This window comes from Providencia alcalifaciens (assembly GCF_915403165.1).
In the GTDB taxonomy this organism is placed as follows: Bacteria; Pseudomonadota; Gammaproteobacteria; order Enterobacterales; family Enterobacteriaceae; genus Providencia; species Providencia alcalifaciens_C.
Genome location: NZ_OU659204.1, coordinates 1,785,998 through 1,809,083, shown reverse-complemented (window position 1 = coordinate 1,809,083; position 23,086 = coordinate 1,785,998). Strand labels below are relative to the sequence as shown.

At 43.2% G+C, this 23,086-nt stretch carries 21 protein-coding genes and 1 tRNA gene; 10 read left to right on the top strand and 12 right to left on the bottom strand.

Features of this window, described 5'->3' with window-relative positions:
- Window positions 1–2: 2 nt before the first annotated feature.
- The 4 genes from LDO73_RS08355 (at window position 3) to cmoB (ending at window position 2,759) form a co-directional block, all read left to right on the top strand.
- Window positions 3–407 carry an NUDIX hydrolase gene (locus tag LDO73_RS08355; RefSeq protein ID WP_224060993.1) on the top strand — a complete coding sequence of 135 codons (405 nt, stop codon included), beginning with the start codon at window positions 3–5 and terminating at the stop codon, window positions 405–407.
- Between the two features lie 105 nt (window positions 408–512).
- Window positions 513–911, top strand: coding sequence for an MAPEG family protein (locus LDO73_RS08350; protein WP_224060992.1), 399 nt, complete (start codon window positions 513–515; stop codon window positions 909–911).
- Between the two features lie 124 nt (window positions 912–1,035).
- On the top strand, window positions 1,036–1,788 hold the full coding sequence (gene cmoA / locus LDO73_RS08345; RefSeq protein WP_224060991.1) for a carboxy-S-adenosyl-L-methionine synthase CmoA: 753 nt from the start codon (window positions 1,036–1,038) through the stop codon (window positions 1,786–1,788).
- A complete protein-coding gene (gene cmoB, locus LDO73_RS08340; RefSeq protein WP_224060990.1) occupies window positions 1,788–2,759 on the top strand; it encodes a tRNA 5-methoxyuridine(34)/uridine 5-oxyacetic acid(34) synthase CmoB in 972 nt (323 codons plus the stop codon). Before cmoA ends, cmoB begins: the two co-directional genes overlap by 1 nt.
- A gap of 102 nt (window positions 2,760–2,861) precedes the next feature.
- Here the strand turns inward: cmoB and LDO73_RS08335 are convergent, their stop codons facing one another.
- The 3 genes from LDO73_RS08335 to LDO73_RS08325 all read right to left on the bottom strand — a co-directional run bounded on the left by LDO73_RS08335 (window position 2,862) and on the right by LDO73_RS08325 (window position 4,922).
- The gene (locus LDO73_RS08335) at window positions 2,862–3,290 is read right to left on the bottom strand and encodes a hypothetical protein (protein WP_224060989.1); all 429 of its coding nucleotides are present in this window, start codon (window positions 3,288–3,290) and stop codon (window positions 2,862–2,864) included.
- Between the two features lie 138 nt (window positions 3,291–3,428).
- Window positions 3,429–4,190, bottom strand: a complete 762-nt coding sequence (cutC, locus tag LDO73_RS08330; RefSeq protein ID WP_224060988.1) for a copper homeostasis protein CutC — start codon at window positions 4,188–4,190, stop codon at window positions 3,429–3,431.
- 177 nt (window positions 4,191–4,367) lie between these two features.
- Complete coding sequence (locus LDO73_RS08325) at window positions 4,368–4,922, bottom strand: VOC family protein (protein WP_224060987.1); 555 nt, start codon at window positions 4,920–4,922, stop codon at window positions 4,368–4,370.
- A gap of 174 nt (window positions 4,923–5,096) precedes the next feature.
- On the opposite strand from LDO73_RS08325, the gene argS reads away from it, so the two are divergent.
- The 3 genes from argS to amtB all read left to right on the top strand — a co-directional run bounded on the left by argS (window position 5,097) and on the right by amtB (window position 8,728).
- On the top strand, window positions 5,097–6,827 hold the full coding sequence (gene argS / locus LDO73_RS08320) for an arginine--tRNA ligase (RefSeq protein WP_224060986.1): 1,731 nt from the start codon (window positions 5,097–5,099) through the stop codon (window positions 6,825–6,827).
- A 257-nt stretch (window positions 6,828–7,084) separates the two neighbouring features.
- On the top strand, window positions 7,085–7,423 hold the full coding sequence (locus LDO73_RS08315) for a P-II family nitrogen regulator (RefSeq protein ID WP_224060985.1): 339 nt from the start codon (window positions 7,085–7,087) through the stop codon (window positions 7,421–7,423).
- A 12-nt stretch (window positions 7,424–7,435) separates the two neighbouring features.
- Window positions 7,436–8,728 carry an ammonium transporter AmtB gene (gene amtB / locus LDO73_RS08310; RefSeq protein WP_224060984.1) on the top strand — a complete coding sequence of 431 codons (1,293 nt, stop codon included), beginning with the start codon at window positions 7,436–7,438 and terminating at the stop codon, window positions 8,726–8,728.
- A gap of 70 nt (window positions 8,729–8,798) precedes the next feature.
- Here the strand turns inward: amtB and murJ are convergent, their stop codons facing one another.
- The 3 genes from murJ to LDO73_RS08295 all read right to left on the bottom strand — a co-directional run bounded on the left by murJ (window position 8,799) and on the right by LDO73_RS08295 (window position 13,572).
- Window positions 8,799–10,337 carry a murein biosynthesis integral membrane protein MurJ gene (gene murJ / locus LDO73_RS08305; protein WP_224060983.1) on the bottom strand — a complete coding sequence of 513 codons (1,539 nt, stop codon included), beginning with the start codon at window positions 10,335–10,337 and terminating at the stop codon, window positions 8,799–8,801.
- A 78-nt stretch (window positions 10,338–10,415) separates the two neighbouring features.
- Window positions 10,416–11,003 carry a ribosomal protein S5-alanine N-acetyltransferase gene (rimJ, locus tag LDO73_RS08300; protein WP_224060982.1) on the bottom strand — a complete coding sequence of 196 codons (588 nt, stop codon included), beginning with the start codon at window positions 11,001–11,003 and terminating at the stop codon, window positions 10,416–10,418.
- A gap of 313 nt (window positions 11,004–11,316) precedes the next feature.
- A complete protein-coding gene (locus LDO73_RS08295) occupies window positions 11,317–13,572 on the bottom strand; it encodes a TonB-dependent receptor domain-containing protein (RefSeq protein WP_224060981.1) in 2,256 nt (751 codons plus the stop codon).
- A gap of 547 nt (window positions 13,573–14,119) precedes the next feature.
- Here LDO73_RS08295 and mdtH point away from each other — a divergent pair.
- Both mdtH and LDO73_RS08285 read left to right on the top strand, forming a co-directional pair.
- Window positions 14,120–15,325, top strand: a complete 1,206-nt coding sequence (gene mdtH / locus LDO73_RS08290; protein ID WP_224060980.1) for a multidrug efflux MFS transporter MdtH — start codon at window positions 14,120–14,122, stop codon at window positions 15,323–15,325.
- A gap of 39 nt (window positions 15,326–15,364) precedes the next feature.
- Entirely contained in the window at window positions 15,365–15,925 is a 561-nt protein-coding gene (locus LDO73_RS08285; RefSeq protein WP_224060979.1) for a lipoprotein, read from the top strand.
- 112 nt (window positions 15,926–16,037) lie between these two features.
- Here LDO73_RS08285 and LDO73_RS08280 read toward each other — a convergent pair whose 3' ends face one another.
- The 3 genes from LDO73_RS08280 to ghrA form a co-directional block, all read right to left on the bottom strand.
- Window positions 16,038–16,757: a YnfC family lipoprotein gene (locus LDO73_RS08280; protein WP_224060978.1), complete on the bottom strand. Its 720-nt coding sequence runs from the start codon at window positions 16,755–16,757 to the stop codon at window positions 16,038–16,040.
- A gap of 82 nt (window positions 16,758–16,839) precedes the next feature.
- Entirely contained in the window at window positions 16,840–17,400 is a 561-nt protein-coding gene (locus LDO73_RS08275) for a TorD/DmsD family molecular chaperone (protein WP_224060977.1), read from the bottom strand.
- A 331-nt stretch (window positions 17,401–17,731) separates the two neighbouring features.
- Window positions 17,732–18,673 carry a glyoxylate/hydroxypyruvate reductase GhrA gene (gene ghrA, locus LDO73_RS08270; protein WP_224060976.1) on the bottom strand — a complete coding sequence of 314 codons (942 nt, stop codon included), beginning with the start codon at window positions 18,671–18,673 and terminating at the stop codon, window positions 17,732–17,734.
- Between the two features lie 344 nt (window positions 18,674–19,017).
- Here ghrA and LDO73_RS08265 point away from each other — a divergent pair.
- Window positions 19,018–19,105: transfer RNA gene (locus LDO73_RS08265), tRNA-Ser, on the top strand.
- 13 nt (window positions 19,106–19,118) lie between these two features.
- Here the strand turns inward: LDO73_RS08265 and LDO73_RS08260 are convergent.
- The 3 genes from LDO73_RS08260 to dapA form a co-directional block, all read right to left on the bottom strand.
- Window positions 19,119–20,633, bottom strand: coding sequence for an alanine/glycine:cation symporter family protein (locus LDO73_RS08260; RefSeq protein WP_224060975.1), 1,515 nt, complete (start codon window positions 20,631–20,633; stop codon window positions 19,119–19,121).
- Between the two features lie 84 nt (window positions 20,634–20,717).
- Window positions 20,718–22,202, bottom strand: a complete 1,485-nt coding sequence (locus LDO73_RS08255) for an aldehyde dehydrogenase (protein WP_224060974.1) — start codon at window positions 22,200–22,202, stop codon at window positions 20,718–20,720.
- Between the two features lie 11 nt (window positions 22,203–22,213).
- The gene (dapA, locus tag LDO73_RS08250; protein ID WP_132495848.1) at window positions 22,214–23,080 is read right to left on the bottom strand and encodes a 4-hydroxy-tetrahydrodipicolinate synthase; all 867 of its coding nucleotides are present in this window, start codon (window positions 23,078–23,080) and stop codon (window positions 22,214–22,216) included.
- Between the last annotated feature and the right edge of the window lie 6 nt (window positions 23,081–23,086).

Sequence of the window (23,086 nt, the reverse complement as noted above, 5' to 3'; positions counted from 1 at the left end):
AAATGAGCACTAAAACCATTGATAAATTAGGTTTAATTACCATTCAAAATGGCAAAGTTGCCATGGTACGTTCCCATAATAAAACCCTATTTTATATTCCTGGCGGGAAACGTGAGCAAGGTGAAACCGACCAACAGGCGCTTTCTCGTGAAATCGATGAAGAACTCACATTAACCTTGCACCCTGAATCCATCCGTTTCTACGGAGAATTCACCGGGTTAGCTGATGGCAAACAGGATGGTACACAGGTTTGTATTCGTTGCTATCAAGCCGATTATCACGGCATCCCTCAACCTGCTGCTGAAATTGCTGAATTAATGTGGTTAGATTCCAATGATGTAGACCGCTGCTCTATCACGGCGATTGCTGTCTTGGCGCAACTCAAAACGGATAATCTCATTAAGTAATTCAAAAATGAATTATCAATAGCGATATATTTCTATTTGTAGATTTACCGATTAGGTTTTAAAATTTAGAAAATTTAATTTATCTCCATAGAGGTAGAGTAAAAAATGGTCAGTTCTTTATACGCTGTACTAGGAGCCTTGCTGATACTGAAACTATCACTCAATGTCGTAAAGCTAAGAAATCAGTACCGTGTGTCTGTTGGCGATGGTGGGTTTTCTGAATTGCAAACCGCTATCCGTGTGCATGGCAATGCCATCGAATACATTCCAATTTCATTAATTTTATTACTGTTAATGGAAATGAATGGCGCGAAAGTTTGGATGATCCATGTTTGTGGCATTCTGCTGATTGCAAGCCGCATGCTCCACTCTTATGGATTAAAAAACCATGACTATTCACAACGTCGAATGGGAATGATGGGAACTTATCTGGCACTCGCCTTGATGGTCATGGCCAATGCCTATTATCTACCTTGGGTACAAATGGTGTCGTTCTCCTTTTAATTTCCTTATCTTCTGTGCGGATTGGCTTTCAGGTTCTATTGTTTTCAAGTTATGTTGTTTTCAGGTTAGATAGCTTTCTGCTACAATCCGCCACTACTTTTGTTCTGCTAATTAATACAAGTCTATGTCAAGTCAGGATCCAAACCATAAAGACAGCCTTTTCTCCGCACCGATCGCCAATTTAGGTGACTGGAAGTTTGATGAAAAAGTGGCTGAAGTTTTCCCCGATATGATCCAACGTTCCGTACCGGGTTACTCCAATATCATCACCATGATTGGGATGCTGGCGGGTCGTTTTGTGACGCCAAATAGCCAAGTCTATGATCTGGGTTGTTCCCTTGGTGCCGCCACCCTGTCTGTTCGTCGAAATATTTCAGTGGAAAACTGCAAAATCATTTCTGTCGATAATTCACCCGCTATGGTCGAACGCTGCCGCCGTCATATTGATGCGTATAAAGCGCAAACGCCTGTCGAGGTTATCGAAGGAGATATTCGCGATATTCATATTGAAAATGCGTCAATGGTTATCCTTAACTTCACATTGCAGTTTTTAAATCCCGATGACCGCGAAAAATTGCTCACTAAAATTTACCAAGGGTTATTACCCGGTGGCATTTTAGTGTTATCTGAGAAATTCAATTTTGAAGATAAGCAAATTGGTGAGTTGCTATTCAACATGCACCATGATTTCAAACGCGCCAATGGATATAGCGAACTTGAAATCAGCCAAAAACGCAGCATGCTCGAAAATGTCATGCTCACTGACTCTGTTGAAGCCCATAAAGCTCGCTTAAAACGCGTCGGTTTCACACACAGTGAAGTCTGGTTCCAATGTTTTAACTTCGGTTCACTATTAGCATTAAAAGAGGGGCAGTAATGATCGATTTCGGTCGTTTTTATCAACAAATTGCCGTTGGCCCTCTTAGCCATTGGTTAGAAACCCTGCCCGCTCAACTGGCGGCATGGAAGAAAGAAGGCCTACACGGTGGGTTCTCTTCATGGGAGAAAATGTTAGATAACCTGCCTGTCATGACGCCGACCCAGTTAGATATTAAAAATAGCGTCACTGCAACGCGCATCCCGGAATTAACTGAAGGTGAAACTCGCCGTTTAAACAATATCTTGGGGCAGTTGAAGCCATGGCGAAAAGGACCATTTTCCCTGTATGGCGTTAATATCGATACCGAATGGCGTTCAGATTGGAAATGGGATCGCGTTCTGCCACATATTTCCCCATTAAAAGGCCGCCATGTGTTAGATGTGGGCTGCGGAAGTGGTTACCACATGTGGCGTATGCTGGGCGAAGAAGCTGATTTCGTCGTCGGCATCGATCCTACTGAACTATTTTTATGCCAATTTGAAGCCGTTAGAAAACTGTTAGGTGATAACCAACGCGCACATTTATTACCGCTAGGTATTGAACAACTTCCTGCATTAAAAGCCTTTGATACCGTATTCTCTATGGGTGTTCTGTATCATCGTCGCTCCCCACTAGACCATTTATATCAATTAAAAGATCAATTAGTCAGTGAAGGCGAATTAGTATTAGAGAGCTTGGTCGTTGAAGGTGATGAATTCCAATGCCTGATCCCCGGCGACCGCTATGCCCAAATGCGCAACGTTTATTTTATTCCTTCCGCCAAAATGCTCAAAGTGTGGTTAGAGAAATGTGGCTTTGTAGACGTACGCATTGTTGACCAAGCCGTGACTTCGTTAGACGAACAGCGCCGCACTGAGTGGATGAAAACAGAGTCTTTAGCGGAATTTTTAGACCCTAATGATCAAACCAAAACCATCGAAGGGTATCCAGCCCCTCTACGCGCAATTTTAGTGGCGAAAAAACCGTAATATTGTAAGGCACCAATCCTCACCGTCCATACAATGATAAAACCCCCAAAAGTTCATCGACAACTCGTGGGGGTTTTCATTTTTGTATCACAAAAATAACAACTACAAATTATTCATCAAATACTCTTCAACGGCTTTTGCATCATTCGCCGAATCAAAGTCCATTCCTAACGATAGCATGCCATCTTTTAAATCAATCGCTCTAGGCTTTGTATAGGAATAGGTAATGTTTTTGATTTTTTCACCGACGGACTGTTTTGCGAGTTCAGAGTGTTCACAGACATTGGCTATCCCCTTAAGCATCTCTTTGCTATAGCCATCGATACCAATGGTTTCGAGTTGCTCTTTTGAAAAGGTTGTCCAATCAAAGTTCGCTTTAATGTCTGACCCACAGGTTTTATTTAATGCCGTGATTTGAGAGGAAACTTCCGTTTCATACTTTTGATGCTTCTCTTTTTCCGCTAATGAAAAAGCAAACGAGGAGGTAGTGATGAATAAAAGAGATGAGGTTAATACGATATTCTTCAGCATGATTTTTTCCTTAAAATTCATTCCGCTGTTTTTAGTTTTTACTCAGTTCAAAAATCTAAAAACAAAGGGAGGTATTTAGCCTCCCTATCTTAACTCTCCCTATCACAAATTCAGTCAGTCCTATTCCGAATTTATGATTTATGCAGGCACTTTTTCCGTAATAGAAATAAAGTCCATCATCGCTTCCACCGTTGGTCCATCCACACAGTAGTGCGTAAACTCATCGGTTTCACTGTTCGATGCCATCGTTACACCGGCTTTGCGGTAATTCATACCGGAAGGAACGGTTTTACCTGCGGAGCTGTGCACTTCCGTTAGACCAATTTCCATAAACTTAGTTATATTCGCCAGCCGAACCCCTGCACCAGCCATAATGATTGGACCATTAATTTCACGGCTTTTTTCGTGCAACTCTTTCAGTAGCAGTAAACCTAATTCAGCACTTTGTTGCTGACCGGATGTTAAAATACGTGCTACCCCAAGGTTTTTAAGTTGCTCTAATCCCAGTAATGGATTGATACACATATCAAAAGCACGATGGAAAGTAATCTCCATTCCATTCGCAATTTCCATTAGAGTCTGCATCCGTTCGATATCAATGCGCCCTTCTGTATCTAAGATCCCCACCACTGCGCCGGGAAACCCCATATCCTTGATCATCTGTAAATCTTCACGGATCACATCAAACTCACTCACGTTATAGCAAAAATCGCCACCACGAGGACGAATAATGGGATGAACAGGAATGTGAAGTTTTTCTCTCGCCAGTTTTAAATAACCGTAGCTTGGTGTTAGCCCCCCATCTGCAGCCCCCGAACAGAGCTCAATGCGATCTGCACCATATTCTTGCGCGACTTGGGCGCATTCTATACCAAAACAGCAAATTTCCAGTTTCGCCATGAAGATCTCCAAAATGGTCATAAGCTCAGTAGAATATGAGCTGAAAATTGAGGGTTAAAACGTGCTTTTTATTAGGCATTCAACTAACTATGCCATTTTTTGTTAAATGTTATCTGCGTGATATCACACCATTTAGAGTTATCTCTGAATAATGATCAATAACGTTAATTGCATCACTTATTTTTCGCTTTCAACGATGTTTCTAAGGGAAAACGGGTGATATTTGAGGGTAATTAAGCCGTTTGTCACGGCCAAAGTCGGATTTGGCAGTCTTTCTTGCTGACCTTTAGGTTGACTCACTTTATGGGAGTACCCTTCCGGTAGCGTGTCCGGTAATAAACTACGTGCTGTTTCTTCCAATAATCCTGGCGCGACCTCAATGACCATTTCAATGTGTTCCCAGCTCTCTTGAGGATAGATTTTATCTTTTGGAAAAGGCAGTTCAATAATATAGACATCCTGCCCAGCAACTTGAATAGGCTTTTTCAGATCATAAAGACGAATTGGGCGGCCGTTAATTAGGTTATCAGAAAGTAACTCGGCGCATTGTAATAGCCCATCATGCCAACGCTCTGCGGTTTCCTGATGATGGCAACGCACGGAAATATGGTCAATCACATAATCTGTCAGGGACAAGCCAAGTGTATGTGCCATTGCCGTCACGTTTTTTTCAAAATGAGGCAAGTCACACCATAGATCATTTAACTGAGGGATTTTATCGAAATCTAACATTCACATAGCTCTATAGATAAAAACAAAGATAATAAAAAGTGAAACAAACGTCAGACTGTAGCACGACTACCCCAAAATATGGTATAAAACCTGCCGTTTTTTCTCTTCCACCTTTTAGTTACGCCCATGAAATGGCACAATGCGGTAACTATGTTCGTTATTTAAGGTAATCCGGTGAATATTCAGGCTATTCTTTCAGATAAAATCAGTGCTGCAATGCTAGCAGCGGGAGCTCCAGAAGGCTGTGACGCCCTTGTTCGTCAATCAGCTAAAGCGCAATTTGGTGACTATCAGGCTAACGGCGTGATGGGAGCTGCGAAAAAAATGGGTCTGCCTCCCCGACAACTGGCCGAGCAAATTGTCAGCCAATTAGATCTCGAAGGTATCGCGTCAAAAATTGAAATCGCCGGTCCCGGTTTCATCAACGTCTTTATCGACCCAACATGGATTGCGACTCACGCAGAAAACGCGCTGACAAGTGACCGTTTAGGCCTAGCACCTGTTAAAGCCGAAACCATCGTTATTGACTACTCCGCGCCTAACGTTGCAAAACAGATGCACGTTGGTCATTTACGCTCCACGATTATTGGTGATGCTGCGGCGCGTACCCAAGAATTTATCGGTCACAAAGTGATCCGCGCTAACCACGTAGGCGACTGGGGTACACAGTTCGGGATGCTGATTGCTTACTTAGAAAAAGTGCAAAATGAAGATGCCAGCGACATGGCACTGTCAGACCTCGAAGAATTCTATCGCGAAGCGAAAAAACATTACGACGAAGATGAAGACTTTGCCGTTCGTGCCCGCAGTTACGTGGTGAAATTACAATCTGGTGATGAATACTGCCGTAAAATGTGGCGTAAACTGGTTGACATCACCATGCAGCAGAACCAAGAAACTTATCTCCGTTTAAACGTCACCTTGACGGAAGATGATGTAATGGGTGAAAGCCTGTATAACAGCATGTTACCGGGTATCGTTGCCGACCTAAAAGCCAAAGGTTTAGCCGTAGAAAGCGAAGGTGCAACGGTGGTTTTCCTTGATGAATTCAAAAACAAAGAAGGCGAACCGATGGGCGTTATCGTCCAGAAGAAAGATGGCGGTTTCCTGTACACCACCACCGACATCGCCTGTGCAAAATACCGTTATGAAACCTTGCATGCGGATCGCTCCTTGTATTACATCGACTCCCGCCAGCATCAACATTTGATGCAAGCTTGGACTATCGTCCGTAAAGCGGGCTATATTCCAGAATCCATGGCGCTTGAGCACCATATGTTCGGAATGATGCTAGGAAAAGATGGTAAGCCATTCAAAACCCGTTCAGGCGGTACTGTTCGTCTTTCTGACCTGTTAGATGAAGCCGTTGAACGTGCCCAAACGCTGATCCGTGAGAAAAACCCGGATATGGCAGAAGACGAGTTACTGAATATTGCTAATGTCGTGGGTATTGGCGCGGTTAAATATGCTGACCTGTCTAAAAACCGTACCACGGACTACATTTTCGATTGGGACAATATGTTAGCTTTTGAAGGTAACACCGCGCCATATATGCAGTATGCCTATACTCGCGTTGCCTCTATCTTCAAAAAAGCAGACATTACCGAAGCGGATTTAACGCTGCCAATCGTATTAGAAGCGCCACACGAAATGGCATTAGCAACACGTTTAATGCAGTTTGAAGAAACAATCTTAACTGTTGCGCGTGAAGGTACGCCGCACGTTATGTGTGCTTATCTGTATGACTTAGCGGGTCTGTTCTCTAGTTTCTACGAACATTGCCCTATTTTGTCCGCAGACACCGAAGCACAGCGTCAAAGCCGCTTAAAACTGGCCTTATTAACACAAAAAACGTTAAAAACAGGTCTGGATACGTTAGGTATCGAAACCGTCGAAAGAATGTAAGCTTTATTCTTTCGTTTAAAGCCCACTTCGGTGGGCTTTTTGCTTTTCACTCGCCACTTCTCAATCCCCGTTTTTACTTTTTGCCTGCACTATTTTTGAGCAATTCGTTGCAACTGATAGATGACTTGCACTTATTTGGTGAGCAACCTCTCATTATTTCCCTCATTTCACTCCATTACCCCCTAAAAACAAAAATTTAACATTTGGCACGATGCTTGCTTTATCTCTTTTGCCTTTTCAAAAAGACAGGGGGATTTATGAAGTACATCATCGCAATTATTAAACCGTTCAAATTAGAAGATGTTCGTGAAGCACTCACTGAATTAGGAATACAGGGAATGACCATCTGTGAAGTCAAAGGATATGGCAGACAGAAAGGTCACTCGGAGCTTTACCGTGGTGCGGAATATGAAGTGAGTTTTCTACCCAAAACCAAAATAGAAATCGCTATCAGCGATGACCTACTGGAACCCGCTCTCGATGCGATTATCCGTACCGCAGACACGGGGAAAGTGGGGGATGGAAAGCTATTTGTTTTTGAACTTCTACAGGCCGTTCGCATTCGCACCAGCGAATCCGGCGATGACGCACTCTAAGGGAGATAAACGATGAGACGATTATGGTTACCTGCCGCACTCTTCGCTTTAAGTTATTTCGCACTTCCCGCCTATGCTTCGGAAGTGAATGCAGTTGATAAAGCCGATAACGCCTTTATGTTGATCTGTACAGCGTTGGTATTTTTTATGACCATTCCCGGTATTGCGCTGTTTTATGGCGGATTATTACGCAGTAAAAACGTATTATCGCTGATCACCCAAGTGATGCTAATTTTTAGTGTGGTAATTATTCTTTGGTTTGTATTTGGTTACAGCCTCGCCTTCACCGCTGGAAATAAAATCTTTGGGGATGGCTCTTTAACGTTTCTAAACGCGATGTCCATCGATGATTTATCAGGCTCCATTAATCGGTATATCCATGTTGCCTTCCAAGGTTCATTTGCGGTTATTACCCTCGCGTTAATTGTCGGAGCACTCGGTGAGCGCGTACGTTTCTCTGCTCTTCTTATTTTTACCGTGATTTGGTTCACCTTCTCCTATGTGCCTATCGCGCATATGGTGTGGGCTGAAGGTGGATGGCTGTTCGATGATGGCGCTCTCGATTTTGCAGGCGGAACCGTAGTGCACATTAATGCCGCTGTCGCTGCACTGGTCGGTGCCTATTTGCTGGGTAAACGTAGTGACTACAGCCAAGTGGTGCTAAAGCCCCATAACTTACCGATGGTCTTTATGGGTACCGCCGTGCTGTACATTGGGTGGTTTGGCTTTAACGCAGGTTCCGCTGGTAGTGCCAATAATATTGCCGCACTGGCGTTTATTAACACCGTGATTGCAACAGCGGGTGCTATCCTTTCATGGACATTCACGGAATGGTTACTGCGAGGAAAACCCTCCATGCTCGGAAGCTGCTCCGGTTGTATCTCTGGGTTAGTCGCTATCACGCCAGCGGCTGGTACTGTCGGCCCTATCGGCGCATTAATTATAGGTATTGTTGGGGGGATTATTGGGCTTTGGGGCGTTGTCGTCTTAAAACGTTGGTTAAAAGCCGATGATGTGTGCGATGTTTTTGGTATCCATGGCACCTGCGGTATTGTTGGCTGCGTACTCACAGGCGTATTTACATCAACACTGTTTGGAGGACTCGGCTATCGTGACAACGTCACGTTATCCCACCAAGTCTTTATTCAGCTTGAGAGTATTGTGGTCACCATTGCATGGTCAGGTGTTGTGGCATTTATCGCCTTTAAACTGGCAGATAAACTGGTTGGTCTGCGGGTTTCCCCAGAAGAAGAGTGCGATGGGCTGGACCTTACCACCCATGGCGAGCGCGCTTATCATCCGTAAATTGTCTACTCCCCCTCGATTGAGGGGGGAGTTTGTTCGATGTAAGTTTAATACATGTGGAGATTAAGAATTACGCAATACTACGTTTCATAAAATCACGCGGGCGGAAGCCTAATAGATACAGCGACACAAAGTAGCTACCTGCGCCAACAATCACCACGCCCATCAAACGTAACATACGCATCAGCATATTGCCGTCTTGCCACGGTGGCATAAAGTGCAGCACACCAAATAGCACCACCACCATCACCGCCAAAGCAACAAATAACTTAACCAAGAAACCACGCCAGCCTGCTAGTGGTTGGAAAATATCTTGCTTGCGTAATTGCCAATACAGAACACCTGCGTTAAAACAGGCCGCTAGCCCAATAGACAGCGCTAGACCTGCATGTTGCAGAGGCCCAATAAACGCTAAGTTCATTAACTGGGTCAGAATTAGTGTGACGATCGCAATTCTTACCGGAGTACGTATATTTTGGCGAGAATAGAAACCTGGTGCCAAAATCTTCACTAAGATCATCCCCGTTAAGCCCACACAATAGGCCATTAATGCATACTGGGTCATCAAAGAATCATGAGCGGTAAATTTGTCATATTGGAAAAGTGAAACCGTTAACGCTTCGGATAACATCGCCAGCCCCACCGCACACGGCAGTGCCAATAATAAACATAAACGTAATCCCCAATCCATTAAATGGCGATATTCTTGGTGATTTCCGCTAGTAAAACTTTTAGAGAGTGATGGTAGTAAGATGGTACCCAGTGCAACGCCAAGAACCCCTGAAGGTAACTCCATTAAGCGGTCTGCATAATACATCCATGATACCGAACCGGATTGCAGGAACGAGGCGAAAATCGTGTTGATAATCAATGAAATTTGCGCGACAGAAACCCCGATAATCGCCGGTCCCATCATCTTCATCACTCGCCAAACGCCACTATCGTGGAACGATAAACGCGGTAACACCAACATACCGATTTTCTTTAAATGCGGTAATTGGTAACCCAATTGCAGCACACCACCCACAAGAACTGCCCAAGCAAGAGACATAATCGGCGGGTCAAAATACGGCGCAGCAAACGCCGCAAAGAAAATCATACTGACGTTTAATAATGTCGGTGCAAACGCTGGTACCGAAAAGCGGTTCCAGGTATTAAGGATAGCCCCCGCTAATGATGCCAATGAGATCAAGAAAATATAAGGGAACGTCACGCGCAATAAATCTGTCGTTAGCGCAAATTTATCTGCATCCGTGGTAAAACCCGGTGCCGTAACATAGATAACCCACGGTGCAGCAAACATGCCGACAACCGTCACAATCGCTAATGCTAACGTGAGCATCCCCGAAATATAGGCCACAAACGTTCGCGTGGCTTCTTCGCCTTGCTGGTTTTTATATTCGGCAAGGATGGGAACAAACGCTTGAGAAAACGCCCCTTCCGCAAAAATTCGACGTAATAAGTTTGGGAGTTTAAAGGCAACAAAGAAGGCATCGGATGCCGCCCCAGCACCAAATATACGGGCAATAATGGCGTCACGAATGAAGCCTAAAACCCGTGACATCATCGTCATCGAGCTGACTGCCGCTAAAGATTTTAATAAATTCATGATTGCTAGACTAAAAGAAGACAATCGCAGCAGTTTAACAGCGGATGACAAGACTGACTACGATTGTAGAGTAAATGTTTAGGCTTTGGCCGACTTCCATTCATTGTCGGTTAATGCCGTTAAGACGTGATCGCGCCATTCCCCATTAATTTCGAGATACTGCTTTGCATAACCCTCACGTTCAAAACCTAGGCGAGTGAGCAAATTACCGCTGCGCATATTATGGGGCATGTAATTTGCCATGATACGATGCATGCCTTGGTGTTTTTGCATGTAACGAATAACTTGGGTTAAAGATTCATACATCAGCCCTTGTCCCTGCCATTTTTCACCCAACGAATAACCCAAATAGCACGCATGGAAAGAGCCGCGTAAAATGTTGCTAAAATTCGCGACACCAATCACTTCGTTTTCATCTTTATCCAGTAAAAGGAAATGAAACGCGCTGCCTTGGCGATGCATTTCGCTCATGGCATGTAGGCGATTGTTCCAGCCTGAAGGGTTAAAATGGGAGCTGTCACGGATGGGTTCCCATGGCGTCAGGAACTCTTTGTTTAAGCTGTAATAGTCTGCTAGTCGATAATTATCGCGTTCATAGGCTAAACGGATAATCATTCTGTCAGTCATTAGACGTACTTTGGGTTCATTTGAACGATAACCAAACATCGCTAGCCCTTAATTAGTAGTGTTACCAGTCTTACTTTCGATGTTTGAATTATAACTTAAATTTATCACTTAACTAATTCAATTCTCTCTATAATTAAGTCATTTTTTGAGCGGTTGGTTTTGTTTTATTTCATATCGTACGTAAAAACACACGATTGATGTTTACAGATAAACCCTAAACACGCCTATTTCGTGTTTTACTTGTCCAATTGAATAATCACAAAAATTATAAAAATCGATCCATTAAAACCAGGTAAAGAATTCTATATTACCTTAGGCTAATACAAACCTAAGGTAATAATCACGATATTAACTAAAATTTCGCTTCCAAACCAAGCCTAAACGTTCTCCCTGGGATAGGCATATAAATCACAGTTCCTGGGTCAAATGCATAGCGGTTAGTTAGGTTATCAATATTAAAATTCACATGAATATTTTTCGAAACATGATATTGGCCTAACAAATCAAATGTAGTGGTTGAGTACAGCTTAGTTACTGGGGCAGCAGCAGTTCCCGCTAGCCACTCATGAGGGTAATCTTTGCCTGAGTTATAACGAACTCGTAAACCTGTTTGTAGTTTTTGATCAAACATTTTCACCCCAACAATTCCGGTCACAACTTTTTTCGGTGGGATCCGAGAAGGTGATAACCCCCAAGCAAACCCAACAGAATTACATGCGGTTGGGAGGCGACCTAACTCCATTTCATCTCTTGAACATAACTCAGAATTGTTATAAAAAGTTGCATCGAATGAGCCAAATGTATAATTAGAATCGTATTGCAGTTCAATTTCATAACCTGAGAGTTTAAAACTATCATAGTTTTTCATCACCACATATGGAGAATAAACCCCTGTTGGGTTTACACCTTGAGAAAGATACCCTTTAATATCATTATTAAAATAAGCCACACGTAATTTAGTATTATCTTCATCAAATATAAGGTTTTCTTTTTCTACATTCATCCCAACCTCAAATGATTTGGCATGCTCTGGTTTTAATGGAACATCTGGAGAATATGAATAGGTTTGTCCTGATACAGTGGTTTCAAATAAACTCGGTTCTCTATAGCTATCAGAATATTTTGTATAAATATCAAATTCGTCAGTCACATGAAAACGCAGCTCCCCCATTAAATCATTTTTCGGACCGTAGCTAATACTTTTACCTAAAACATGGTCATCAACATCGAAAGCGTGAATACGCCACCCGACTAAAGTACTCACCCACTCCCCTTGGTATGCCATATTGGTAAAGACCGATTTATTCGTTCCTTTAGCATTACGCGTTACAGGGTCTAACTCCTCACCGGGTATTGTTCCCTCTGGAGTCCAAATCGGTTGATAGGTTTTAGTCAATGGCTTTGATTTTTGTTGCATATATTCCACACCGTAAGTGATATCGATAGGATAATCTGCAAACTCAGACGTATTTTCTAAATTAAAGCCCACTCGCTCATCAGTGTAGCGGTGCTGATATTGATTACCATAGTGAGCGGTAACATCATCCGTTGTGCCATTACGTTGTTTAAATTTCCCTTTTGTCCACCATAGACCTAAATTCATATCTACCCATAATGAATCGGGTTTATAAGAATAATTTAAAGAGGCAGTATCAATATCTGCGGTACCTAAAGACCACTGTGGCATTTTCCCATCGTATTGATACCAATACGCCGCTAAAACCTCACCAGCCTTTTGTTCATGATGGCGGTAATTTAATTCAATACTTGAGTATGGGTTAAGATAAATATTGGTTTTTAATAATGTTGACTGGCTTTCATAACTGGTATTAACCACTTCTTGCCCTGGTTTAATAGGAGTATCTGTATTTTCGTATTTATGATAACCATTTTTACCGGCGAAGAAGTTCCCTTGTTTTCTATCACTATGTGCCAGTAATATATCAAATTTATCATTTCGATATGCAACCCCAGTCGTGATAGAGCCATTATTAAAATGTGAATTTTTAACGCCGTTTGAAACACGATACCCAGACTCCCCCTTTTCATCTGAAGCGATAGTTGGGCGTCGGTTATTATTGTAAATATTCCCCTTAAATAAGAAACCAAATTGGTCACCTTGAGGAATAATACTGTTTGCTGATAGTGTTTTTAATTTAACCGTACCTCCGATGGCTCCTCCTGAGAATTTACTCATAGAAGCCCCTTTTTCGATTTCAATTGTATCGATTAAATCCATATCCACATAAGTTCTATCTGTACTTCCTTGGTAACCACGCCATGTATTGGTTGATTGCAAACTGCCATCAATGATAATTGGCACTCGTCCATTCCCTTGTAACCCGCGAATACCAATATCTAATGCACCCGCTTCATTTCGTGCATTATTAACTTGCAATGAAGTTTTATTAGCAAATATATCTGAATTGGTTGTTCCTCTTACGGTAGAAATATCATTGGCGTCTATTTGCTTGCTATTTGGCTTTATTTTGCTGGCTGTGACGAGAAGTTTATCTTTTTGAGTCGAGGTATTGGTTTGATTTGCTAAGGCTGTGTTTGTAGAACATATAATGATTAAACTAATTATGTTTTTATTTTGAAATATCATTTAAGTAATGCCTTCATTAATTAATGATGATTAAATAGACGTGAGGAAATAGCGTATAAAAATATTAAGGTATATTTTTTATACTTTTCAATTTATGCATTTAAAGTAAATTTAAGTGCAATGCCATAGATGCAACTCGTTCGAAAAACCTTATTTATTTATTGGTTACGTACTCATTTCCCTTACAAATATTAACAAGCCTTGAAATATACATTAGTGATAATAATTATCAAGATCATAATGAGTATCATTATCATTCTGGTGATATAGTGACCCATTAGCGAGCGCCCCCCTATAATGGGAAATATCCACCCACCCTAAATCCTAAATAGTTCACATTAGAGGTAGGCAGCAAATGAGTGAGTCCCTTGGAGCACACACCAGTATGTGACGAAGGCGAGAGAACGCAGCTAACGAAGCTACGGCTTGAAATATGACGGATTTATCGATAAAAAAATATCATGGACAACCCCCCATCATTCCCGCCAAACTCCTGATACTATTAATAAGAATCATTCCTTCCGTTACTACTTTTTTATGGTGTTTCATGGCGCAGGTATCACGGGCAAGAAGCCTCGGCAAATATTTCCTTTTACTCGATAATATGCTGGTTGTTCTTGGCTTTTTCGTGGTTTTCCCTTTAATTTCAATTCGCTTTGTTGAGCAGCTTGGCTGGGCGGCTGTGGTGGTTGGGTTTGCCCTTGGATTACGTCAATTTGTTCAGCAAGGATTTGGGATTTTTGGGGGCGCGATTGCCGACCGCTTTGGTGCAAAACCGTTAATTATTATCGGGATGCTGTTGCGTGCCGCGGGTTTTGTGTTGATGGCTTTGGCTTATGACCCTTGGGTGTTATGGCTTTCTTGTGTGTTGTCTGCCCTTGGCGGCACCTTGTTTGATCCTCCTCGCACGGCTTTAGTGATTAAATTGACCCGCCCTTATGAGCGTGGGCGTTTTTACTCCTTATTATTTATGCAGGACAGCGCTGGTGCGGTGATTGGGGCATTAATTGGTAGCTGGCTTTTGCAGTATGACTTCCACTATGTTTGCTGGGCTGGCGCGGCGGTATTTGTGATTGCGGCTCTACTTAATGCTTGGTTACTTCCTGCTTATCGCATTTCCACCATCAAAGCCCCTATTCGAGATGGGATGCGCCGCGTTTTGAAAGACACCCGCTTTGTGACCTATGTGATCACGCTTTCTGGGTACTTTATGCTGTCGGTACAAGTGATGCTGATGTTTCCTATCGCCGTTAACGAATTGGCAGGAACTCCAACGGCAGTGAAATGGATGTACGCCATTGAAGCGGCAATTTCCCTGACACTGCTTTATCCAATTGCCCGCTGGAGCGAAAAACATTTCCGCTTAGAACAGCGTTTGATGGCTGGGCTATTTTTAATGAGCCTGAGCATGTTCCCTATTGGTATGACCACGTCGGTCAATATACTGTTTGTGTTGATTGGTATTTTCTATTTAGGCACTATCACCGCGGATCCTGCTCGTGAAACCCTGAGCGCATCCCTTGCAGACCCTCGCGCTCGTGGTAGTTATATGGGCTTTAGCAGGCTTGGTCTTGCGCTAGGTGGCGCGGTTGGCTATACCGGTGGCGGTTGGATGTACGATATTGGGCACCAATGGAATATACCTCAGCTTCCTTGGTTCTTGCTCGGCACTATTGGTTTTATCACCTTGTGGGCGCTTCATCGCCAATTTAACCGTAAAAAAATTGAAACAGTCATGTTGAGCGGGCAGTAATACGTTACACTTGGGTTATTACTGTATAAAGGAGTGATTATGAAAAACATTTTCTTGGCATCTATCTTTGGATTGCTATTTATTCTCACGGGTTGTGACAAATTAACCGAATTTACTATCAGTGAATCACAAATTAACAGTTACCTTTCAACCAAGGTTAAATACGAAAATAATATCGGCATTACTGGGTTTGCAGATGCAGATATCACCTTGCATAACTTGCAGTCAGAAATTGGTCGTAGCGAGCCGGGCATTATTGCATTAAAAGGCGAAGCCACTGTTACAATGAATTCACTACTTGGTGCTGCGGCCGCCGATATTGCACTGACCTTAACTGCACGCCCTGTTTTTGATGCGCAAACAGGCTCTATCTATTTGAAAGAGCTGAAAATTACCCAATATAAAATTACACCAGAAAATATGGAAACCGCCATTTCCGTGGTGATCCCGTATTTAAACAGCTCCCTTGATACCTTCTTCGCGACTCAACCGGTTTATGTGCTCAACCCTGATAACAGCGCCGCAGAAGCGACTGCGAAAAAACTTGCCAAAGGTTTAGAAATCAAACCGGGTAAATTAGTTATCCCAATGGTTGATTAATTGACCATAAATATTTTTGATTGATAAATTGATAATCGAAGAATGAAAAAAAGCAACCTTTATGATAGGTTGCTTTTTTATTGAAACGTCATTTGTCTTTAATGCTAAATGGTCACTCGTAATAACTCGTTTTGTATTCATAATCGAATTTTTCTACTCGCCCATCACTGTATGCTACCTCACTGGTGCAGGCAGTTGGGTTTTTATGGTCATCATAATGAGTGCATTTTTGAGTAATTTCGATAAACGGTTGCTGATTTTTCGTTGTATGAAAAAGAATTTTAGTGACTAAGCCATTAGTGAAAAAGTATTCGTTTTTTGTATTCATGACTTCATTTTCATTGAAATACGTCGTTTCTATTGGTAAAAAATTTTCACCATAAATAAATGTCGCTATATCTTTCTTCCCTTGAGTGATCTTATTAATAAGACCATCACGGTAATAATATTTCCAATCTTGCAATTCTCCGGTTTGTAAATTACACATCTTATCGATGCCATAACCTTTGAATTTTTGTTTATCTATTAAGTAATAAAGCTGCTTAAACTTTCTGAAAATCACAAATGCTGTTCCACTGTCTCTATTGTAATAACTTAAATTATTGAGACAGCCATGGAGATTAAAAGACACAGTCACTCTTTTGCTGAGCCCTTTTTCATCGTTCATGATTTGCGTTAACTCTTTTACTTTTCCGTAAAGCGGGTCAAATTGAAATTCCGTGCTGTAATTAACCATGCGTTTATCATAGTTAGGCAAATCATTATCCACTTGCGCCAGTGTTAACGGTGAAATAAAGAGCAACATCAAGCCGTGAAGTTTTGTCGAGGTCATTGTGTCCATCCTTTTAACCTATGATGAGAGAAGGCGGTTCAGTGTCTGTCCTCTCTCATTAGCTTTTAAGTGACAGCGTCACTTACTTATCATCACTTTCTGAGTCAGATTCTAACTCATCGCGCAGTACAATCACGGCATCGCGGGTAATTTGCGCTAATGTACGGTAAAACGGTGTTGTCGCATGAGCCTCAACTTTCCCCAGAAATGCGCCATACCAGCTCAGAATATAGCTGTCGAATAGTTCTTCCTGCGCGGCAGTTTCATCTTCAGCGGCTTGGTCCTCTAACCATGATGCGGCTAACAATAGCGCACCAAATGCATCCGTTGGGGCACCAGTTAAGGTCATTCCACGGGTCACTAGGAATTCACGAATTTCCGCTTCAGTGATTTCTTCATCATAGCGGTGAGCAAAAGGAGGAACCGTTGGTTCACTACCAAACATCGATTGATAATCCGCCGTGATAGCCCTGTGATCAACTGCCTTCGCCATTTTTGCCCACTGCTCATCTTGCTCCAACGGCCATGAGGCTTTGAGCTTATCTTGAGCAATCATATCGATAAGAGGCTTCACAAGCGCATCGTCTGGAGAGCGTTGAAATAAGGTACCTAAAATACGGCAGACGATTGAGAATTCATTCATGGGTTTCTTCCTGTTAACGATTTTCCTGCAATCACTATTTCGTGATCATTATGCGATGCAGTATACCTGAAAAAACAGAAAACCCATGCTTTGAGCAATCGAGATAAGACATCAATGATGAATAGTGACTAATTCTTAAAAAATCAGATAACAGATAACCAAAGCATCCTCAAAATAATTCGCGAGGTGCATAAATATAGCGAACATTTCCCTAACGAGTTTTTGTTGTCACTAGGCGGCAAGAAAGCACATCCCTAGGAGCATACACAAGTATGTGACTAGGGTGTGCTGACGCAGCCAACAACGTGACGGCTAAAGCTAGAGCGGGAAACTAATAACCTTGCTGTAAACTAACCACGCCTTCTGGACGCTCACCCTTTTCAATCCGCTGAATATTGCTCGCAATCATATCCATCGCTTCATTCGGCAACGTAAACGCCGCAACGTGTGGCGTAATAGCGATGCGCGGATGTGTCCAGAATGGGTGCATGTGCGGCAGTGGCTCAGTGGCAAAAACATCGAGAGACGCCCCTGCAACTTGCCCTTTTTCTAACGCTTCCAGCAAGTCTTGCTCGATTAAGTGCGCACCTCGGGCGAGGTTAATAATATAGGCGTTCTGTTCCAGCTGGCTGAATAATTGGTGATTCAAAATACCCACCGTTTCTGGTGTGCTTGGTAGCAAGTTAACAATCGCGCGGGTTCCTGATAAGAAATCCGCTAACTGGTCTTGTCCATAGTAACTTTTCACATTTGGGATCTGCTTTTCTGAGCGACTCCACGTTCTGACTTTAAGACCAAAACTGGCTAAGCGTTTGGCCACTGCTTGACCTAACGCCCCTGCTCCCATCACGCCCACCACAAACTGGTCATGGGTGTAGGCTGGCAGTTGTTTCCATTGACGCTGGGATTGCAGCTGACGGTACTCATCCATGCGACGGAAGTAATACAAGACTTTTGCAGTGGCATACTCTTCCATTTGGATAGCCATACCCGTGTCTTCTAAACGCATCAGCGGAACACCTGCTGGTAAGGTTCCCGGGTTATCGTGCTCTTGCTTTAGAATGGCATCTACACCTGCGCCTAATGCGAAAATTCCTTTTAAGTCTTGACGACCCGCAAGGCACTCATAAGGAGGAAGCCATACCATGGCATAATCTGCCTGTTGGGTATCTCCCGGCTTCCATTGGCGAATATTGGCTTGAGGCAATCGAGCACGCATGCCATCAATCCACTGATTGGCATCAAAAAATGGATGGTAAAATAAAATATTCATGGCAACTCCTTATAGGTTTCCACCAGAGTGTGCGTAATGGTATTTATTTTCAAGTCAATACCACATATTTATCTCCATAAGATGAGGATTTTGTTAAGGAGTTAACGGAATCTGGATTAATTGCTTGAAGTTTAAATAAACAATTTATTATCAATTTCTAATCAATAATAATTGATCAAGATTAGAGAGTAACCAAATTGGTTTTTATTTAGCTAAACGATAGAAAAAAGTGGATTTTTATTTAATTGGGAGTTGACGGAAGGCGCTCTTTTCCCTATAGTAGCGCCCCGTTGTAGGACAAGTTTTGTATCGCAAATTCTACAGTTGTTTTAGATAGAAAAAACGGTGAGGTGTCCGAGAGGCTGAAGGAGCACGCCTGGAAAGTGTGTATACGGCAACGTATCGAGGGTTCGAATCCCTCCCTCACCGCCATTTCTAATCTAAGTTATTCTTCCTTAAGTAATTTCTCGTTTATCTTCCCAGACCCATCGATTTTATCAATCCCAACGCCTTTCGCATGATATTCACGACTGATTTCTTCCCATAGCTCTGCGTTTTCTACCCCCGCGGCTTTCGGATCAAACACCGGATCAACCCCTAATTTAGTTTGTCTTTCAAAATCACGTAACGCTCTTAAAGCGGGTTTCGATAAGAAAACAATCGCAATCAAGTTTAAGTAGCTCATACTGCCGAAACCGATATCACCCAACCCCCACATAATACTGACTGACTGTACGCTTCCCATAAAGACAATCACTAGGAAGACGAATTTCAAAATCAGCTTAAGCACTGGGTATTTCAGCTTACGATCAAGGTAAACAATGGTAGTTTCTGCAATATAGTAGTAAGCCATGAGCGTTGTGAATGCGAACAAGAACACCGCGATAGAGACAAACCCAGCCCCCGCCGATGTAAATACCGTAGAAACTGCCATTTGTGTCCATGCTGTTCCTGCGGCGACGCCTGGCACATGCTCCACCAACGCAATTGCCGAACCATCCGGGAACACGTTGTACATATTGGTGACTAAAATCATCAGGCCCGATGCCGTACACACCACCACGGTATCAATATAGATAGAGAATGCTTGGATAAGCCCCTGTTTTACCGGATGACTGACTTCGGCTGCCGCAGAACTAAATGTCGCTTCACCTGCCCCTGCCACGTTCGAGAATACAGCACGACGTACACCCCATGAAACTGCTGTACCTACGATCCCCCCAAATACCGCATCCATTCCCAACGCACTACGGAAAATTAAGCCGAACATGCCTGGTACGCTATCCCAGTGACTACTCAGAATAATCACCATCATCACGATGTAGGCTAATGCCATGATAGGAACGATTTTATCGGCTGCGCTAGCAATACGTTTCACACCACCAAAAATCAACCATGCCATTAATACCGTCACTAATGCACCTGTTGCCATTGGTGGAATATTAAATGCCGTTTGGAACGAATCAGCGATAGTATTGGCTTGAATGCCCGGTACCAACACACCGTAAGATAAACAGATCACTGCCGCAACAAAGATAGCAAAAGGCTTTAATTTCAATCCTTTTTCAATATAGTACGGCGAACCACCACGATATTGATCATCAGAGCGCTGCTTATAAATCTGCGCCAGTGTAGACTCAATAAAGGCGCTAGCACCTCCGAGTAAGCCCATAACCACCATCCAGAAAATTGCACCGGGACCACCTGCTGCAATCGCCGTTGCTACCCCTGCAATGTTACCGACCCCAACACGGCCCGATAATGCTAAGCAGAAGGCTTGGAATGAGGATATCCCGTCTTTTGATGCTTTATTTTCTTTTAATAAACAGACCATTTTTACGATGTAACGGAACTGAACACCGCGTGTTGCTAATGTGAAATAGAGACCGACACCCAGAGATAAGAATACGAGAGCATTACCCCAGATGTAACCAACGATGGTATTAACGATGGCTTCCATATGTACTCCTCGACTATTGTAATTGTATTTGTGTATTTGCAAGGGTCGAAACCTGAACCCCGCAAGGTTCAGGTCAATGTCATTTTACTGATTGATAAACCAGATAACTTTCGTTTGGGTGTATTGCTCAAAGGCTTCTAAGCCGTTGTCTTTTCCACCAAAACCTGACTGACGGAAACCACCAAATGGCGTGGTGATATTGCCTTCGCTAAATCCGTTGACAGACACCGTCCCCGCATTGATACGACGTGCAATATTCATCACTCGATGGATATTTTGGCTATAAAACGATGCAGCCAATCCGTAGTGAGTGTCATTGGCTAAATTGACCGCCTCGTCATCGGTTTTAAACGATGTGACGGCTAAAATGGGACCAAAAACTTCATGTCGAAAGAGAGACATTTCTGGCGTAATGGCATCAAAGATAGTGGGTTCGATGTACCATCCTGAGCCGAGATCACTGCGTATTTTTCCTCCTGTCACCAATTTCCCACCCTCTTTAACGGTGGTATCTAAAAACGATTTCACTTTTTCAAAATGCGCCTGTTCAATCATTGGACCAATAGAAACCCTTGCCTCGCGAGGGTCACCCACCTGCCATGTTGACGCCGCTGCGGTTAACTTTTCAAGTAGGGCTTTTTTGACATTTTCATGCACAATTAAACGGGAGCCACAGCTACAGTTTTCGCTCATATTCCAGAACGCGGCTGCCATAATATGTGGAATAGCGGCATCTAAGTCAGCATCCTCAAACACCACTTGCGGACTTTTTCCGCCACATTCCAAGACAATCTCTTTTAAGTTGCTTTCCGCGGAGTATTTCAGGAATAAACGCCCCACTTCTGTTGAACCGGTAAATGACACCACATCCACATCAAGATGGCGTCCTAAGGCTTCCCCGACTTTTTCACCCAGTCCACATACTAGACTCAGAGCACCTTTAGGTACGCCAGCTTCATAAGCCAGTTCCACCATACGATAGGCACTCAAGGAAGTTAACTCCGCGGGTTTGACAATCACCGAGTTCCCGACAGCCAAGGCCGGTGCCACTTTCCACGCAAACATTTGAGCAGGAAAGTTCCACGGTAAAACTGCGCCCACAACGCCAATCGGCTCATGAACAATCAGTCCCATTTCTTGGCGGCCCGTTGGGGCAATTTTACCGAACAGTTTATCGATGGCTTCCGCATACCAATAGAAGGTTTCCACTGTCGCAGGTAAGTCCGTGTTCAGACATTCCGTGATGGGTTTCCCCGCATCCACGCAGTCTAAGGCCGCCAGCTCTTCACTGTGCTTTTCAATTAATTGCGCCCAGCGCAGCATCACTTGCTTACGTTCTTGAGGAGATAACCCACTCCAGCATCCTTCTTCAAAGGTTTCTCGAGCAATATTCACGGCTGCATGAACATCTTGCGCGCTGCCATCCGCAATATAGCCAATCGCGCTATTATCGATAGGCGTATAATTTTTGAGTTTGGCGCTGCCACTTTGGTAGCCCGCAATTAAATTCCCCGCCCACAGTTGGCTCTGTTTTGCTCGCTCAAATATCTGCTCTTTGGTGACCAACATAGTCAACCTCCCTACGGTTTGATCAGCGCAAGAAACTCGTGACGTTCTTGCTGGCTAATATTTGACAGAGGCAAGCGAACTGGCCCCACGTTAAAGGTGCCTTTTAAGCAACCCGCTTTGGCTTTTTGGTTATAATTGCCTGACTCCATAGAATAAATGGCTGGGTAAATCTCTTGCATAATCTGCTTAGCCTTCGCCCAATCTCCTTTTTGTGCGGCATTAAAAATCGCCACTTGCTCTGCTGGGAAAACGTTACCCGCACCGGCAATCCAGCTTTTCGATCCCCAGAAGAAAAAATCCACAGGTTGGTCATCACAACCGCAAATCACTTCAAAGTTTTTAAATGGCGTTTGTAACAAATGCAGAGCACGGCTAAAGCTGCCACTGCTCTCTTTAATAGCGACGATATTGTCGATTTCAGCCAATTTCACCACGGTATCTAACTCAATTTCGATACCAATACGGGCTGGGAAGTTGTACATAATGATCGGTAACGAGGTGGACTTAGCTACTTTTTCGTAGTGAGCATAGACGCCGTTTTGATCCGGCAAGCTGTAAGGTGGTGGCGACAGCATTAGCCCTTCGTAGCCCAATTCTTTCGCTTGTGCTGCGCGTTTAATTGCGCCCTCGGTAGATAAGTCATTAATCCCTGCGATCAGTGTCACTCGCCCTTTTGCAATTTTACTGACCGTAGTTAATACGGTTTTACGTTCATCTTCATTTAACGCGTAATATTCACCCGTGGTGCCGCAGACAACTAACCCAGTTACACCACTGGCGATCAGTTTTTCGGTTAACTCTGCTAACGCAGTGATATTCAATGAAAGATCATCATGAAACGGAGTCACTAACGGAACAAGGATGCCATGGAAATTCATTATAAT